Below are 18,631 nucleotides of genomic sequence, written 5' to 3'. Positions count from 1 at the left end.
CTGAGGTCTGCTTGGAATGGCGTTCACCAGCTTGAAACTTAGTCACAGAAGTGTATTGAAGTTTTTGGAGATGTCTATTTAACCGGATTTGCTATCATTTCTGAAAATAAATCGAGCGGGTTTATATAATTTGTCGATGGACAGCAAATATTTCGGCGAACCCGCCCCATCCGAAATTATGTCTATTTAACCGGATTTGCTATCATTTCTGAAAATAAATCGAGTCGCCAGAGGCGACAACCCAAGTGAAAAGAGAAGAAGAGTAAAGGGCAAAAGGGCAAAAGAGCAAAGAAGAGTCCTCACAGGGAAGACAGGGAGGAAGGGACAGCCAAAGCTACCGCAACACGAAAACCCCCGCTCCTGCTCGAGAGGCCCGCAGAGACGAAGTGGCGGAAGGCAGCACGGCAAACGACCGCATAGCTGTACCACGAACCTCCACGCTGCACCCGGTTATCATTTCCGCCAGTTTCCCAGGAACTACCATCAGATGGTGCACCGTTATAATTGCCATGCCAAGGATCGGCGCACCATTCCCAAACATTTCCGTGCATATCGTATAAACCAAAGGCATTCGGCGGAAAACTCCCTACCGGCGTTGTTTCTTGGCGATAAAGTCCTGTCGGTGCAGCACCGTAGGGATAATTGCCATCATAATTAACTAAATCTGGGGTAATTGTTTCACCAAAATAGAAAGGTGTTGTCGTACCTGCCCGACAAGCATATTCCCATTCCGCTTCACTCGGCAAACGATAATTCTTCCCTGTTTTTTGAGAAAGTTTTTGACAGAATTGCACAGCGTCATTCCAGGTAACACTTTCTACAGGTCGCTTCGCACCTTTAAAATCAGAAGGGTTATTTCCCATCACCGCTTGCCATTGTTCTTGAGTAACCGCATATTTCCCTAAATAAAATGGTTGGGCAAAAGTAACTTGATGTTGTGGACGTTCATTATCACTACCTTCTCCCGACGGTGAACCCATCATAAAACTACCCGCTGGAACATAAACCATTTCCAGCTTAATTCCATTACCCAAATCGTCGTCTTTTTGATAACCTTTCCCCAACTGCTTGCTACTTTCTTTCCCCTTCCCATCCACCGTGATGAGTTCAAAAGTAAATTCTTTACCTTTACTAGCTTCTTCCTCCCGGCGTTGACGTTCCGCTTCTGCTTCCCGCCGTTGACGTGCCCTTTTTTCGTCTTCCTCGCGCTGACGTTTTACATCTATTTCCCGTTTTCTCTCATCTAATATACCCACAGCCACATCGCGAATATGCAATACACCCGGTAAACTCTGATTAATTTGCAAAGCGCGATTAAAATCTTCAATTGCCAGTTCCAACTGTCCTAATTTCTGATAAACTAATCCGCGATAATAGTAAACAGCCGCATCATTCGGATTGAGTCGCAATACCCGGTCAAAATCAGCAATTGCGCCCTGATACTCAGCAATTTGATAATAGGCCAAACCGCGCTGAATATTGGCATCCAAGCGAGAACTATCTAACTGCAAAACTTGATGAAAATCTGTAATTGCCGAGGAATATTCCCCATTTGCTGCCCGTCGTAAACCCCGTTGCCAACAAGAGTCAATGATGCTTAATTGTAAAGTCGTTCCCAAACCTTGCAAGCATTGATTTAGCTTGGTTACATAGGGCAAATCGTCAATGGTTAAAGCTGCCGCCAAAACACTTAATAACTGACTTTGTTCTGGAATCGGTAAACCATGTAACTTTAACCAATCTTGGACAGACAAATACAATTGTGCTGCCGCCCACGGCTTGTCAGCCAAACTCAACAGAGATACAGCTAAATCCAAACGCAAATCAGGAATTAATGCCGATTGTTCTGTGGCTAAATAATCATAGACTCCCTGATAATAACTGACGGCAATTTCTGTGACTGCATTCTGTTCCTCAGCGGGAAGTTTCGCCAACATTTCTGGGAGTAACTGCGGCAGTAAAGGGGTTTTCCGCTGATTGGGCGGCAGAAATATCAAGCAATATTCATCGGCAATTAAACCCGCGATTAAAGCGTGGCAGATGCCGATAAATTCGCCTAAATCAGTGTAATCATTTTCGTGAAGATTATAAGGGCGATTAATTTCGCTTAAATCTTCTCCTTCTTCTAATGCAGTGCGTTCAATTTCCAGTGTCCGCAAATTTTGCTGATAGCGTTTAACTGTTTCCTCACCATAACGAATATCAAACTCAGCCACAGGTTTCCCAGCGTCAATATACGCTTGTCGTTTAGTTTGCCAATTCAACGCCCGTTGTTTGGCAAAATCATACAAGACTTCGCGCCAAGGTAACTGATTAATTGGAGTTTTGTAGCGATATTTTTTGAAATTAATATGCCAAAAACCAAAGCGCAAATAAAACTTATCTGGCGTAGCTGATGAGTCTAAAATCAGGGTGGGAATGACGCGCAAACCCGCAAATAAGTTTTCCGCCGCCGCTTCTTCCCGAAAGACGTTACTGCGCCAAGAACCGCCCATAAATTGCACTGGCCGACCGTCGTTGATATACTTATCTAGGAAGGTTCGCAGATAGTTGCTTAAAAATTCTTCAGATACGGGGAAGTTTTGATTCCCTTTCGCTGAATCGTGAGTTAAGACTGGAGGTGATAAGAAAACTCGTAAAATGGGCGTATCTTCGGGGTTGAGGTTAGTAATAATGTTTTCGGCGGTGACTAGAATTGGGGAATTTTCTAGGTTTTTTTGCTTGACAATTGATGCAATTGCTGCTTCCCGATTCGCCAGAGACATTTCTCGCGCTAGGAGTGCATCTAACTGTTTTAATTCTAATTGAAGTTGACGCTGTTCGGCAATGCACCATTTTTGTAATTCGGCGCGAAATACCTCTAGTTGGGCGCTGTGCTCGCGATTTAGTTTGCCTTCATTGGCTTGAACTTCTCGATTTAATCGTGCTAAACTGTCTTGTAATTGACGATTTAGTATGCCTTCATTGCCTTGGAAAGCAATATTGATTTCTGCGACGTATTGCTGTAAACCTCGGTTAAGTCTGCCTTCATTGCCTTGAAACTCACGATTTAGTCTGCCTTCATTGCCTTGAAACTCACGATTTAGTCTGCCTTCATTGCCTTGAAAAGCGATATTTATTTCAGTTATATCTCGCTGTAATCCTCGATTTAAGTCGCCTTGTTCCTGTGTCACTTCAAGAGTTGCTTTATGTTGTAAGGCTTGTACAACAGTAATTTTTTCTTGTAACTTTCTTTGTTTCTCAGCATTATCTGAATTAATTGTAGCAGTATAGATGGCGGTTTCAGCTATGCGATCTTGTCGATATTTGTCGGTGCAAGTACCGATTTAGCATAGTCGCCAAAGTTACCCCAAAATCCTTTTTTTCCTGGTAATGATTTCGTCACAAAAAATTGTTCCTATTGTGTATAGTTGGTGTTTAATCAAGAAGATGATGCAACAAACTAGGGGCGGGTTTAGGAATATCCCGGTTTTGAGGTTAAATATTCTGGCGAACCCGCCCCTACAATATATGATACAAGGTTGATGAATAGGACTTAGGCACGGGTGGTCAGAAACCGGGTTTTTAACGAAAATACTGGTTGAAAACCCTAAATCTCGGTTTAAAAACCCGGTTTCTTAGTTCGTAGTGCGTAAGTCATATCATACTAAGTTTTCGCGCCACCTCCTACTGCAAATAATAAATGTGCCGCGCCTTCCAAATTGGTATCAGCGCGTCCTATTTCTTTATGTTCGACATTATAAATGTGACCATTTTCTACTTTGCCAATACAATTATCCGCTGAGGAATAATTGTACTTATAGACTTCTCCATTGTCTTTAAAATAACCCACTTCCCAACCTGATGAGTTATACATGGCATGACCTCGAACATAACCCACATCAACAGTTTCACCATTTAACTGATGCAGATAAATATGACCGCTATCTCGGATATCAATGTGAGGCCCTTTGATGACATCATCGGTTCCCGGAGAAGTTGTGTAAGAGGAGTTCAACGTCCAAACTTGTTGAGGTTCGTGCCATTGATTTTGATTCAGATGATGTGGATCGACTCCTGATGTTTGATGCCAGTCATGGTGTCGATCGGGTAAATTATACTGTTGAGGCGGCTCTACCCATGCCGTTTGAGGGAAATCTGGTATAATTCCCGGTTGATTAATGGTGGAATCGACAAAATTATGTTGTTGGGAGTAGTCAGGTAAATTATTGTGCGGTAAACTTGGGTCGGAATGTGGAGGCGTGTGTGGCGTGTCGATGCCTAAAGATTGCAGAAAATCATTGAATTGAGATTGCAGGTTATTTTGTCCGGGATCTGGCAGGGGATTATTCATAGCTGCTGACCAAAATAATAACTATGTATTGATTGTAGCGGAAAATTTAGGATTATACAGGACTTACGCAAAAATTAGTCTGACAGGCTGCATAGAGATTCTATAATAACAACCAAACTACGCCATTAATTCATCCACCGCCACCCTAAATCCTGGCAAAACAACCTGAGTTATCGCCACCTCACCAGCCTTAAATAAAACTGCCTCACCTTGAGTAATTACTAACACCCAACTGCTTTTAGGAAACAGCAGCCAAACTTCCAGACATCCCGACTCTAAATACTCCTGTGCCTTAGCAAAAACATCATCTGCAAAATCGCTTGGCGAAACAATCTCAGCTAGCAGCGGAAAACTCTGAGGCAAAACTGAAAACTCCCCAACTTGCGCCAACAATTCAGGAGTAATATAAGATACATCCGGTATTCGCCCTTTTTTCATAGTTTGACAAGTGACTTCGACATAAACCTCGCCCCCTTGCCCGCTTGAGATCATGTAACTTCTCCAGTAATAATCTAGCTTTGATTGAATGCGGCGAGTTTTTGCAGTCATTCCCGGTTTCCCCACTACTTGTCCATTGACAAATTCTACAGGATGTTTGACTATAACTTTACCGTCCGCCCACTCCGTCCCGTCTGGAGGATTTTGCATCCATTCTTCCAAAGTTAAATCTAACTGTTCTACACTAGGAATTATCATCTGATTTACCTGGTTTACTGCTAATCTCAATCTTATCATATCTCCCCAAACATGGAAAACCCGTCGAATCTCCTGCTTAAACTCAGCCGCAGCTTATTGGCCGATACCTCACCACCCAAAAAGTACATTCATCACGAACAAGTCAGCCAATGGCTATTAACCAAATTACCGCATTCTATCCCGTCGAAGTGCATCATGCAAAATATCGATCGCACTTGACAGAAATTCCTTGCTATCGGATGTCGCCGCAAGATAAACTAGGAGCAGGAGCTTTCACCGTTTTGTTTCAAAATACCTCAGAAGGAGAGACAAATCAGCTACCCGCCGATTTTCTAGATTTAGCCCGTTTTACCAACCTCTAACTATCCGCGTTCATCCGCGTTCATCTGCGGTTAAAAAAAATCTTCTTCCATTAATCCAACTAAAAAATGATTTTATCCAAATTATCCAAAACAATTAATATGAAACTAAAACTAGCTGTCTGCATTTTACTAACCTTAAACCTGCTAATATTAAGCGGCTGTCAAAACAGCACAGCACCCGCATCCAAAAACGGCGAACCAATAAAAATTACCCTGTGGCACGGCATCAATCCCCCGCCCAATCGCGACGTATTTAAAACCCTCACTGATAAATTCAACAAAACACATCCCAACATCCAAGTAGAACAAATTTACATCGGTCAGCCCGACCAACAACTGCCAAAAATTCTAACAGCAATAGTAGGAAATGCGCCGCCCGATTTGCTTTGGAATTCTGCCACAATTTCAGGAAAACTCGCAGAACTCAACGCAATTCAACCCTTAGAAAAGTGGCTCGATAAATCGCCCCGGAAAGCTGAAATATACCCGTCACTCTTCGAGTCAATGGAACTGGACGGACACACTTGGTCAATTCCCTTAGCGACAAACAACACCGCCATATTTTACCGTCCCAGCTTATTTAAAGCAGCAGGAATCAAAGAAGTTCCGCAGAATTGGGCGCAATTAAAGCAAGCAGCCCGATCGCTCACGCGAGACACCAACGGAGACGGCCGCACAGACCAACACGGCATAGTGCTCCCCCTAGGCAAAGGAGAATGGACAGTATTTACCTGGCTGCCATTCATGTTCAGCGCAGGCGGCGAACTCAAAGCCGAAACACCTCAAACTTCCGTACCCCAAATAGACAATCCCGGTTCTCGCGCCGCCTTAGAATTGTGGAGCGACTTGTTAAAAGAAGGTTCAGCAATACTGTCAGCACCCGAACGCGGTTACGAACTCGACAACTTCATCGCCGGCAAAGTCGCCATGCAAATCACCGGGCCGTGGACGCTAGCACAATTGCAGCAAAGCGCGATCGACTATGCAGTGATGCCTGTACCCGCCCGAGATCGCTCCGCAGCCGTCGTGGGGGGTGAAAACCTATTTTTAATGAAAACATCGCCCGATCGCGAAAAAGCAGCCCTACAATTTTTAGAATACGTTCTAGGTGAAAAATTCCAAACAGCATGGGCATTGGGAACAGGTTACTTGCCAATTAGCTTAAAATCGAGACAGAGCCAAACTTATCAAAGCTTTGTGGAAAAAAACCCTGTTTTGCGAGTATTTTTAGAACAAATGAACTCGGCCCGATCGCGACCCATTATCTCAGGTTACTCCCGCCTGTCTGAAAACCTCGGCCGCGCCATAGAAGCAACCCTTCTCGGCCGCAACCCCCAAGACGCCCTTAAAGAAGCTCAAGAGCGTTTGACACTAACCTTAGATGCAACAGCAAAAGGGAAATAGAAAAAGGAAAATATTTTTTTTTGCTGTAAATTCTCCGCTTTCACGCTTATTCGATCTAAAGACTTGAAGCCTCGATTAATTGGTCGAAAATCTACTGAAAATAACTCCCGCCTGCACTTCTAATCAGAAACCGGGTTTCTTGCCCCAGACTTACCTCAAAGCAGAGATTTTACGTCGTTGTTATCGGTTTCTTAGGTATTATTGAGCATGGTGAAAAATGTTAGGGTGAATTGAGTTGCGATCGCCCAACATGAAAAAACACCGGCAGTCGCTAGGTAATAAATCTTTAACAAAAACCAAAAATTTACAGACCGAATCTTCAGCCATCACAGATATATTGGCAAAAAAGGGATGCTCCCGAAATTCACGCACAGATGCGATCGCACAGCAAAAAAAAAACCAAACCCTCAACAGCGCCGCAAAAAATTAGCTCAAAAGGTTCTCCCCCTACCTACCACCCATGACCTACCATCACCTAATAGAAACATTTTCTCTACCCTGTGCCTGTCCCGTGCCACCTACTCAGACCCCAACCACCGTCCACCTTTTCCCGAAACGACAATGCAGACAAAGTTCCTTAACGCAATCAAAGGACATTCCTGGCGGTACTTCCTCGCAGTAGGCGCGATCGCCCCGATCTACTATTTGGCGTCGCAATTCGCAATTTCCACCCTCACCCTCAGCTCAGAAGTTTACCCCATGTGGCCGGCAGCAGGAATTGCCCAAGTCGCCCTGCTGCTGTTCGGGCGGCAACTGTGGCCGGGAATCGCGATCGGAGGCTTCCTGTTCAGCATGAGCGTACCGTCGGCCAACATCGGCACGGCCTTGATCTCGGCCGGCGCCAGAACCCTGCAAGCGTGGACGGGAACTTATCTGCTGCAAAACATTAACTTTAGCGCCGGGCTCGATCGGCTCAAAGACGTTTTAGGAATAGTCGTGCTAGCAGCATTGGGATCTACCCTGATCAATTCCAGCATCGGCAGCATCCTCGTGTGCCTGACCGGTTTATCTAGCTGGAGCAATTTTGGCACGATTTGGGGGACTTGGTGGGTAGGAGACGCTATGGGAATTTTGCTCGTCGCCCCGCTACTGCTGACGTGGCGCAAATTGCCCAAAGTCCCCACCCGTCCCAAACAGATTGCAGAACGAGCGATTTGGCTGCTGCTGCTGCTAGCAGTCGGCTGGCTCGTCTTCTGCTCGCGCACGCGCGCCGCCTACGCCCGCTATCCCCTCGAATACTTACCATTTCCCCTAGTAGTTTGGGCTGCCTTTCGATTCGGCCAGCGCTACACGGCCCTCTCCAACTTCATCCTCTGCGGCTTCGCCATCTGGGGCATAGCCCGAGGCAGCGGCCCCTTTCTCAAACACGCCAGCAGCATCCCCCAAGCACTGTTATCCCTCCAAGCCTTCATCGCCGTCATCGCCGTCACCGGCTTAGTCTTAGCCGCCACCGTCGCCGAACGCCACCAAGCAGAAGCCTCCCTGCGCGCCAGCGAAGCCAGCCTCGCCAACGCCCAACGCATCGCCCAGCTAGGCAACTGGGACTTAGACCGCAACACCCAGCAATTGCGGTGGTCAGAGGAAATTTACCGCATCCTGGGAGAGCGGCCGGGAACTTTTGAACCCACCCTCGAAGCCTTCTTGGAATACGTACACCCCGAAGACAGAGAATTAGTCAAAACCTCGATCGAAGCCGCTTTATTTCACCAACAGCCTTACAGCATCGACTACAGGCTCGTACTCCCCGACGGCAGCAACCGCACAGTCTACGAACAAGCCGCCGTCAACTCCCTCTACATCACCAGCACCGTCCAAGACATCACAGACAGAAAGCAAGCCGAAGCAGCCCTGCGTTCTTCAGAAGAAAGATTTTCCAAGGCCTTTCACGCCTCCCCAGTCGGCATCAGCATCTGCACCCTCACAGACGGATGCTTCCTCGATGCCAACGAAAGCTTTTTGCGCTCTTTAGGCTGGCTGCGGCACGAATTTATCGGCCGCACCGCCAGCGACTTAGGAATATTGATCGATTCAGAAGACGTGAGGCGGCTCGCCCAGATATTGCAATCACAAAATTCGATCGCCAACCAAGAAATCAAAATTAGCACCAAAGCCGGCGAAGTGCGCGACTGGCTGCTGTCAGGGGAACTCATCGACCTCGGCAGCACTCAGTGCGTTTTAATCATGACCAGCGACATCACCGAACGCTTGCGTTCCGAAGAATTCCGCCGCGCCGCATTAGCCGCCGAAGCTGCAAATCGATCGAAAAGCATTTTTCTCGCCAACATGAGTCACGAACTCAGAACCCCCCTCAACGCTATCATCGGCTACAGCGAGATCCTGCAAGAAGACGCCCGAGACCTCGGTGCCGAAGAGTTCATCGACGACCTCCAGAGAATTAACACGGCCGGCAAGCACCTACTAGACCTGATTAAAGATATTCTCGACTTGACCAAAATTGAAGCAGGCCACATCGAATTCCACCTCGAAACCTTCACCATTTCAACTTTGGTTGAGGAAGTAGTCGCCACGATCGCGCCGATGGCAGACAAAAATAGCAATATCCTAGAAATACAATGCCCCGAGGATATTGGCTCGATGCAGACCGACTTGACTAAACTCCGGCAGTCTCTGCTCAACCTCCTCAGCAATGCCGCGAAATTTACTTGCTCCGGCGCGATTACCTTCGCCGTTACCCGATCCGTCGTAACCCCCGCCGAGGCGGCATCGAGAGGCAAAAGACTTGGAGCGTATACAGGAGATGGCCAAGCTGAAAATAGCTTGTCTCTCTTATCTTCCCCTCAAGATTGGATAGTTTTTACAGTCAAAGATACCGGCATTGGCATGAGTCCCGAACAGTTAGCCAGAATCTTTGAGCCTTTCACGCAAGCCGATTCCTCAACTACTAAGAAGTACGGCGGCACTGGTTTGGGGCTGACGATTACTAAGAAATTCTGCGAAATGATGGGCGGAGACATTACCGCATTCAGCGAGTTGGATAAAGGTTCTACTTTTACAATTCGGCTGCCAGCTATTTTCACCGACCTTTCGATATCAACCGAAAAGTCTGAGAAATAATAATTTGTTGACCGTTATTTTCGAGCGGTGCCAATTTTATTTACCTCCGCAAGTTGCTGATTCTTTCATCACTAGCAGGTATGGAGATTTGGAACATAATTAATCACATTATAAACTCAGTTTTTTAGTGCTTTTTGGGTAACATAGAGGTATAATATTATGTCTGGCTATCTCAGGGTAATTAAGTTATGATTAAGTACGAAAAGTCCTGAACTCGGTGGCGCTGGCATGGAAGATGAATTTTTCCATTGCAGTGCGAGCGTCCGCGATCATTTTGTGGCTGCCACCGAGTTTTTGAGCGTAATTTCACTTGATAATATGATATTATTTTTGAGCGCGATCCGACATTCAGAGCAGTGGTTTGTTGACAACCCTTAAAAGTTCTGATGTCGCTATAATTAGCGCAGTTGGAAAGATTTTGGATACCAGAGGCGATCGCTCGGCTTTTCGATCAAACCTGTGATTTGCTTGGCTCGCGTACCTTTACCTTTCCACTAACCCTATAGCAGCCTATATATATTATTAATTAAAAAGATATACTGTAGAAAGTTGCCTACAAAGCGCCAGAAAATATGCACCCCCACCTCCAGCGCCAACTCGAACAGCTTGGTTTAGCCGGCGAATCTTCCCCTCCTACTGCACAGCAGTGGCAGCTATTCTTAAAGCAGGTAAGTTGTAGCTATGACGGAGTTCCGAGCCAGCAAGAACTTCAGCAGCAGGATTGTTTGAACTCCGAGACGGTGGCGCTAAAAGATTTAACCCACTCGCGGCAGTCCCCTCAAGACTCTCCAGCAGCTTCAGAAATCGATCGACCGCCAGCGCTATTCAACAGTTTGGGGGCGGGATTGTGTATCCTTGACGCCAAGGGGTTTGTCCTCTCGGTGAATCCAGAGGCCGAACGCTTGCTGGGGTGGCGACAGTCGGAACTTGCAGGCGTTTCGCTGCTAGAACGCATCGGGAAGCAAAACAAAGGCAAGAAATCCCAAGTTTTGACCGATCGAGTAAGTAAAAGTGAAGATAGGCCGATCGCACCTACAATATCTTTACAAGAGGCGATCGCCGACCGTCAACCTTGCAGCAATTGGGACGACGGGTTTCTGTGCCGCGACGGCAAGATTTTACCAGTTTCCTATTTTTTCAATCCCGCAGTTGACGGTGGCGAAATCTCAGTCTTGGTGTTTTTTGACATTAGAGAACACAAGCGATCGAACTCGATGCTGCAAGCAGTTATAGAATCTACAGATGCTGGAATTCTCGCGGTTGACAGAAACGGCAATGTATGCAATTACAATCAGAAATTTGTCGAGATGTGGGGTTTGTCCGCGAGCCAAGGAAAGTTGAGCCGATCGACCGCAGGCACGGTCAAAAAACCGCTCGAAACAGGATTCCCCAACGCCCGGGAACAATTAAAAGACCCCCAAGGATTTCTCGAAAACGCGATGAAAGTGTCGGCAGATCCAGATACTCAAATCAGCGAATTATTAGAATTTAAAGACGGAAAAATTATTGAATTAAATTCGTTTCCCTCAAAAGTCGGAGCGAAAACAGTCGGCAGAGTCTGGAGCTTTCGAGACGTTACCGATCTCCAAAAAGTAGCACAATCTTTGCAGTATAGAGTAGAATTCAATCAGTTAATTGCCAATTTGTCAACCGATTTAATCGGCCAGCCCTTATCAAAAATAGACAAAAGCATCGATCGAGTCTGGGAAAAAATCGCCACCTTCACCGGCTTTGACCGCAGTTACATCTACCTGTTATCTGAAGACAAAACCCGCGCCGACAAAACCTACGAGTGGTGTGCCGACGGCATTCCCGCAATAAAAAAAGACAGCACCGACAAACAAATAGAACTCGCACAAATCCCTTGGATCGCCCAAAAGCTCGATACCGATCGCAAACAGGCAGAATCCGCCATGCAGTCGGCCCTAGAAGCAGCAGAATCAGCCAACCGGGCAAAAAGCACATTTCTCGCCAACATGAGCCACGAACTGCCTAAGCCGCTCAACGCCATCATCGGCTACAGCGAAATGCTCAAAGAAGAAGCCGAAGAATTGGGCAGTTGCGAATCCGTCCCCGACCTCGAAAAAATCTGCACCGCAGGCAAACACCTGCTGTCATCGATCGACGACATCTTAGATATCTCTAAAATTGAAGCAGGCCGAATGGATCTCTACTTAGAAACCTTCGACATCCATGCCTTAATTGAAAGTGCTGTCGCCACGGCGAGGCCGCTGGTCGAGAAAAACGGCAACACCCTAGAATTCTTCTACTGTCCCGACAAGCTCGACACCATGCACGCGGACACGACCAAAGTCCGGCAAGTGCTGCTGAATCTGCTCAGCAACGCTGCCAAGTTTACCAAAAACGGGAGAATTGCGATCGGAGTCGAAACAATTAAAAATGAACAATTAAGAATGAAAAATCAAGAGGAATCTTCCCAAATTTTAATTTCCAACTCCGAATTTTTAAGTTTCCGCGTCGCCGACACCGGCATCGGCATGACACAAGAGCAATTGCAGCGAGTTTTCCAACCTTTCACCCAAGCGGATGCTTCGACTACCCGCAAGTACGGCGGTACGGGTTTGGGATTAGCTATCAGCAAACAGCCGGAAATCCCCAACAACGTCCGCGACAGCACTAACTCTCCCGGCGCCTCCGGTGTCGGCACGGTGCTGGTAGTTGACGGCGACCCGATATCGCGGGATTCGATCCAGCGCGCCCTGGCTCGCCAAGGACTGCACGTAGAAGTCGCCGGCGGGGGCGAGCAAGCTCTCAGACTCGCTAAGCAACTGCGGCCGGACGCTATTACCCTCGATGCGATCGTGCCCGGAATGGACGGGTGGGCGGTGCTTTCGGCCCTGAAGGCAGATCCTGACCTTGCCGACATTCCCGTAATCCTGCTATCCTTTGTTGGCAACAAAAGCCTCGGCTTTGCATTGGGCGCTTCGGACTACCTCACCAAACCAGTGGACGGCAAACGGCTGGCTGCCTTGTTGAACAAGTACCGACGCGACCGAGACGGCGTTGCGGCTAACAGCTTGCCCTGTCAGATATTAGTTGTGGAAGATGACGATACCACGCGCAAAATACTGCGGCGCATACTAGAAAAAAAAGGCTGGGCAGTGGCGGAAGCTGACAGCGGACGGGGTGCTCTCGAACAGCTAGAAGTTTCTCGCCCGCACCTAATCTTGCTGGATTTGATGCTGCCAGAAATGGATGGTTTTGAGTCGATCGCCGAACTTCGCAAGTCGCATTCTGGAGATCCTATACCGATTGTGGTGATTACTACTGCTAAAGACCTGACGACTGCCGAAAGCCAGCAGCTCAACGGCTATGTCGATCGAGTGCTACAAAAGGGAGTCTACAGTTTCGATACTTTGCTGCGCGATGTTCGCTCTATAGTGAATGACAGGCTCGATCGCAGGTACGACTCGAAAGGCAAGGAGAACACCAATGGCTAAAATCCTGTTGGTCGAAGATAACGAAATGAATAGGGATATGCTTTCTAGGCGTCTGGCCCGCAAGGGACACGAGGTGTTTATTGCTGTTGACGGTGCTGAGGGAGTGTCGATGGCGCGATCGAAAGTACCGGATTTGATTCTGATGGATATGAGTCTGCCGGTACTCGACGGGTGGCAAGCAACCCAGCAAATTAAGGCGACTCCTGAAACTAGCACGATTCCGGTGATTGCCTTGACGGCTCACGCAATGGCGGGCGATCGTGAAAAGTGTCTGGCCGCCGGCTGCGACGACTACGACACCAAACCGGTCGAGTTTCCCCGACTTCTGGGTAAGATTGAAATGCTTCTAAAAGAGGCTATGACATGAAAGGTGACGAGGGCAGCGTGCTGGTTGTTGACGACAATGAGGTGAACCGCGATTTGCTGGCCCGCCGACTTCAGCGTCAAGGTCACGCGGTGAGTGTTGCTGAAGATGGTCTCCAAGCTCTGGAAATGATGCGAAGCGAGCCTTTTGATTTGGTTCTCCTCGACATTATGATGCCGCAGATGAACGGCTATCAAGTGCTCGAAAGTCTGAAGGCGGACGAGAATTTGCGCCACATCCCGGTGATTATGATTTCGGCGGTGGACGATATCGACAGTATCGTCCGATGTATAGAGTTGGGGGCGGAGGATTATCTTTCTAAACCGTTCAATCCGGTATTGCTCAAAGCTCGGATTAGCGCTTGTCTGGAAAAGAAGCGGCTGCGGGATAAGGAGCAGGCGTATTTACGGGAGTTGGCTGAGGAAAAGGAAAAGTCCGAGCGTTTGCTGTTAAATATTTTACCGAAGGCGATCGCGCAGCGCCTCAAACAGGGGGAAAGTACGATCGCCGACAGTTTCGCTGAGGTAACAGTGATGTTTGCCGATTTGGTCGGTTTTACTAAGCTTTCGGCTCATTTGTCGCCGGCCCAGTTGGTGGAGTTGCTCAACGAGATTTTTTCGGCTTTTGACGAGTTGGCCGAGCGCTACGGACTTGAGAAAATTAAGACGATCGGCGATGCTTATATGGTTGTTGGCGGTTTGCCGACGCCCTGCGACGACCACGCCGAGTCGATCGCCGAAATGGCGATCGACATTCAAGCGACAATTGCTAATATGCGCACTAAGGGCGATCGACCACTCAGTATCCGCATCGGCATCCACACAGGCCCGGTGGAAGCTGGGGTAATCGGTACTAAAAAGTTTACCTACGATTTGTGGGGAGATACTGTCAATACGGCTTCCCGGATGGAATCTCAAGGCGTCCCCGGCGGCATTCAGGTGACAGTTGCTACCTACGAGCGGCTGCGGGATAAGTACGTTTTCCAGGAGCGCGGCGTGATTCCGGTGAAAGGCAAAGGCGATATGATGACTTATCTGCTTGTGGCCCGAAAGGCTAATTAGTCATTAGTCATTAGTCATTGGTCATCGGTCATTAGTCATTGGTCATTGGTCATTAGTCATTAGTTAGGAGTCCTATCAAATCATCTTACATCCGAATCAGCATTTAGTGCGATCGTCCCGCTGGATTCAGTGTCGATCGCGATCGGCACTATAGTATAATTCCGTAGTTACAGGATTTGATATCACTAATGACCGCTAAAAAATCACTAATGACTAATGATTAATGACTGATGATTAATGACTGATGACTAATAACTGATGACCAATAACCAATGACTAATGACCAATGACTACTGACTACTGACTACTGACTACTGACTACTGACTACTGACTACTGACTACTGACTACTGACTACTGACTACTGACTACTGACTACTGACTACTGACTACTGACTACTGACTACTGACTACTGACTACTGACTAAACGACCAATTACCAAATTATCAAATGAGTGTAAATTCTAACCTTTTAATGTACGCCCAATGGGCGGGAATTCTGACAGCAGTCTTGGCTGTTGTGACAGTGCTGGCTTTTATCTTGAAATGGGGTTTTCGCTTCCGATTGGTAGGAGTGACAAGCTTTATGGGCGTAGTCGCTGCGAGTATATTCGGTCTGGGTTTGGGACTGTTTACTCGCACAGAAATTCCGGGTGCGGTTCGCTATTCTTTAGTTTACGATACAGGCGGCGCTCAAACAGTAGTTACCGTGCCACCGACGATCGGCGAATCCGAGTTAGAAGCAACGATGCGGCAAGCGGCTGCGGATTTGTACTCTCCAGGGCGCTCTGGAAGGGGCAGAGACTACATGACAATCCGGGTTCGTACAATTGTACATCCTGAACCGGGGCTGTCGCAGCCACTGTTTTTGGGCGAAGTGAGGCGATCGCTCGCGACTCGTGATGATGACAAAATGGCGATCGAAATCTTCCCCGAAAAAGTCGCAACCCTGAAAAAATACCAAGCCTAAAAGTAGTGATTGTTGGGTGCGCCATGTGCACCCAACCTTTTGCATAGATGCGATCGCTCTTCTTAAAATTATCTGCGTTTATCCCTGTTCATCTGCCTTAAATCTGCGGTTGATCCTATAAAAACTCAAAAATACTAAAAAAATTTATGACTCAAAATACAGAAAAACTACTAAAAGACCTCTACAACACCTTTAACCCATCTTCTCCTTTACCAGCAGGCGACCCGCAATATGTTGACTGTGGGGAAGTGCGAGGAGATGACGATATTACCGTAGACTTAGGCCGCAACATCGAGCGTTCAGAAGAGATGACTTGTCAGTTGTACGCCGGACATCGCGGTGCGGGAAAATCAACCGAATTGCGGCGGTTAGAACAACATTTGCAAGAACGAGGTTATTTTGTCGTTTACTTCGCGGCTGACGCGGAAGACATCAATCCCGAAGATACTGAATATACAGACATTTTGCTAGCTTGCACCAGACACTTATTAGAATCAATTAAAGAGGCTGACTCCAAACCTTTGCTCAATTGGATGAAAGACCGATGGAACGATTTAAAGGATTTAGGTTTAAGAGAAATATCTTTTGAAGAATTGAGCTTAGAAGCGCAAATTTCTCAATTTGCTAAGTTGACGGCGAAGGTGAGAACTCAACCGAGTATGCGCCAGAAAATTCGAGAAAAAATAGATCCTCAAACACAAACGCTGATTGATGCGCTAAATGAGTTTATTGGTAATGCTAAAAAAAAGTTGCCCAATAAATATTCGCAACTGGTAGCGATCGCTGATAACTTAGATCGTATTGTGCCATTTTCTGCGACAGAGGCAGGCGGACGCAGCAATCTAGACCAAATTTTCTTAGACCGCAGCGAACAACTCAAGGCTTTAGATTGTCACGTTGTTTACACTGTACCGATTTCGATGGTGCATTCCAATCGCGCTGCTGATTTAAGCGATAAGTACAATACTCCGCAAGTGCTACCAATGATTTTGGTGCAAAATCTAGATGGTAGCGCTCACCAACCGGGACTTGCTAAAATTAAAGAGTTGATTAAGAAGCGGGTGCAAAAAATCGATCAAAATCTATCTTTAGAAACAGGATTGTTTGACACCAAAGAAACCCTAGAACGGCTCTGCTTGATGAGTGGAGGTCATGTTAGGGATTTGATGAAGATGATCCGAGAAGCTGTGAATCAAACAGAGAACTTGCCAATTACGGGCAAAGCTGCCCAAAGAGCAATCACCAAAGAGCGGGATGTCTATCGCAGAACTCCAGGAAAAGATGAATGGCCAATTTTAGCCAAAGTATCTCTTTCTCATGAGATAGATAATGACGAACAGCACCGCAATTTGCTATTTAACCGCTGTATTTTGGAATATCGATACCTTGACGATGAAGCAGAAAAGCTGCCTTGGTATGATGTTCACCCGCTAATTAAAGGCGTTCCGCAATTTAAGGAAGCAGTTGCACTAATTGGGCTATGAAACCACAAACAATTGATTGGGACGAAGATTTACCGCCCGCAGAACCGGAGGAAGAATATCGAGCTCTGGTACGCAGTATCAAGCGGACAGATGGCTTTAACTTGTTATTTGTTGAGTGTTCGCCGGCGGAGGGAGAACGCTGGATTGCTAGAGTTAAAACAGATATTCCGCAGCAAAATATTGAGGTTTTGCGACTAAAGGAATCGGTTTATGATTTTTACAATCTAATTGAAGAGTTGCCAAACCGCGATCCCATCAAGGTCCTATTTGTCAAGGGTTTAGAATATTCACTTTATGAATACGAACAAGAGAAAAAGGATCTCGGCTGGGAAAGTAAGGATATTTATTCTTACAGTTGGCGGGGTGTGCCACCTGTTTTAATTAATTTAAACCAGCAGCGAGAACGATTTCGAGATAATTTTAAAATCTGTTTTGTTTTTCTATTGCCTAAGTTTGCAATTAATTATTTTATTCAGCGAGCACCGGATTTTTTTGATTGGCGATCGAGCTTATTTAAATTGTCTATGGATGGAAAAATCCTGAAATGGGAATCAATCAAAGCTTGTTTGGAAAGATGGAAGATAGAAGATTATTTATCTTTAACACCGGAAGAACGAAAACGGGAATTGGTGAGGATTCAAACTTTAATTGATGAAGATGGGCAAACACCAGAACAAAAAGCTGAATTGTTTTTTGAACAAGCTTTATTGTATCGCTCTGCTGAACAATATGCAAAGGCGATCGCCTCCTATGACAAAGCCTTAGAAATCAAACCAGATGATCACGAAACCTGGAAGAATCGGGGCTATGCACTGGGTAATTTAGGCAGATGGGAAGAAGAGATCGCCTCCTATGACAAAGCCTTAGAAATCAAACCAGATTATCACGAAACATGGAAGAGTCGGGGCTATGCACTGGGTAATTTAGGCAGATGGGAAGAAGAGATCGCCTCCTATGACAAAGCCTTAGAATTCAAACCAGATGACCACGAAGCCAGGAACTATCGGGGCGTTGCACTCGGTAATTTAGGCAGATTGGAAGAAGCGATCGCCGATTTCGACAAAGCCTTAGAAATCAAACCAGAGAAAGACGAACCCTGGTACAATCGGGGCATTTCACTCGGTAATTTAGGCAGGTTGGAAGCAGCGATAGCCTCCTACGACAAAGCCTTAGAAATCAAACCAGATTACCACGAAGCCTGGAACAATCGGGGCATTTCACTGTATAATTTAGGCAGATTAGAAGAAGCGATCGCCTCCTACGACAAAGCCTTAGAATTCAAACCAGATTATTTACACGAAGTCTGGTACAATCGGGGCTATGCACTGGGTAATTTAGGCAGATGGGAAGAAGCGATCGCCTCCTACGACAAAGCCTTAGAAATCAAACCAGATTTACACGAAGCCTGGTACAATCGGGGCA

General features: G+C 46.6%; 12 protein-coding genes. 9 read left to right on the top strand and 3 right to left on the bottom strand.

What is annotated here, in order from left to right; translation table 11 throughout:
• Positions 1-299 precede the first annotated feature (299 nt).
• The 3 genes from QUB70_RS24975 to QUB70_RS24965 form a co-directional block, all read right to left on the bottom strand.
• Complete coding sequence (locus QUB70_RS24975) at positions 300-3,173, bottom strand: SUMF1/EgtB/PvdO family nonheme iron enzyme (protein WP_332984110.1); 2,874 nt, start codon at positions 3,171-3,173, stop codon at positions 300-302.
• 473 nt (positions 3,174-3,646) lie between these two features.
• Positions 3,647-4,333: a hypothetical protein gene (locus QUB70_RS24970; protein ID WP_332984109.1), complete on the bottom strand. Its 687-nt coding sequence runs from the start codon at positions 4,331-4,333 to the stop codon at positions 3,647-3,649.
• A 117-nt stretch (positions 4,334-4,450) separates the two neighbouring features.
• On the bottom strand, positions 4,451-5,029 hold the full coding sequence (locus QUB70_RS24965; RefSeq protein ID WP_332984107.1) for a Uma2 family endonuclease: 579 nt from the start codon (positions 5,027-5,029) through the stop codon (positions 4,451-4,453).
• A 149-nt stretch (positions 5,030-5,178) separates the two neighbouring features.
• On the opposite strand from QUB70_RS24965, the gene QUB70_RS24960 reads away from it, so the two are divergent.
• The 9 genes from QUB70_RS24960 to QUB70_RS24920 form a co-directional block, all read left to right on the top strand.
• Positions 5,179-5,391: a hypothetical protein gene (locus QUB70_RS24960; RefSeq protein WP_332984106.1), complete on the top strand. Its 213-nt coding sequence runs from the start codon at positions 5,179-5,181 to the stop codon at positions 5,389-5,391.
• Positions 5,392-5,457: 66 nt separating this feature from the next.
• Entirely contained in the window at positions 5,458-6,795 is a 1,338-nt protein-coding gene (locus QUB70_RS24955; protein WP_442927819.1) for an ABC transporter substrate-binding protein, read from the top strand.
• A 561-nt stretch (positions 6,796-7,356) separates the two neighbouring features.
• Positions 7,357-9,870: a sensor histidine kinase gene (locus QUB70_RS24950; protein ID WP_442927820.1), complete on the top strand. Its 2,514-nt coding sequence runs from the start codon at positions 7,357-7,359 to the stop codon at positions 9,868-9,870.
• Positions 9,871-10,442: 572 nt separating this feature from the next.
• On the top strand, positions 10,443-13,331 hold the full coding sequence (locus tag QUB70_RS24945; protein WP_332984103.1) for a response regulator: 2,889 nt from the start codon (positions 10,443-10,445) through the stop codon (positions 13,329-13,331).
• Positions 13,324-13,698, top strand: coding sequence for a response regulator (locus tag QUB70_RS24940; protein ID WP_332984102.1), 375 nt, complete (start codon positions 13,324-13,326; stop codon positions 13,696-13,698). Before QUB70_RS24945 ends, QUB70_RS24940 begins: the two co-directional genes overlap by 8 nt.
• Positions 13,695-14,756 (top strand): adenylate/guanylate cyclase domain-containing protein, encoded by a 1,062-nt coding sequence (locus QUB70_RS24935; RefSeq protein WP_332984101.1) that lies wholly within the window; start codon positions 13,695-13,697, stop codon positions 14,754-14,756. The genes QUB70_RS24940 and QUB70_RS24935 overlap by 4 nt, the downstream gene beginning before the upstream one ends.
• Positions 14,757-15,206: 450 nt before the next feature.
• Positions 15,207-15,725, top strand: coding sequence for a Ycf51 family protein (locus QUB70_RS24930; RefSeq protein ID WP_332984100.1), 519 nt, complete (start codon positions 15,207-15,209; stop codon positions 15,723-15,725).
• A gap of 146 nt (positions 15,726-15,871) precedes the next feature.
• Positions 15,872-17,209, top strand: a complete 1,338-nt coding sequence (locus QUB70_RS24925; protein WP_332984099.1) for an ATP-binding protein — start codon at positions 15,872-15,874, stop codon at positions 17,207-17,209.
• The coding region (locus QUB70_RS24920; RefSeq protein WP_332984097.1) for a tetratricopeptide repeat protein at positions 17,206-18,631 on the top strand (1,426 nt) is incomplete at its 3' end. The genes QUB70_RS24925 and QUB70_RS24920, both read left to right, overlap by 4 nt.

Source organism: Microcoleus sp. A003_D6 (assembly GCF_036702825.1).
Classification (GTDB): Bacteria; Cyanobacteriota; Cyanobacteriia; order Cyanobacteriales; family Microcoleaceae; genus Microcoleus.
Note: the sequence above shows the minus strand (reverse complement) of the source record. Positions and strands in the feature narration are given on the sequence as shown.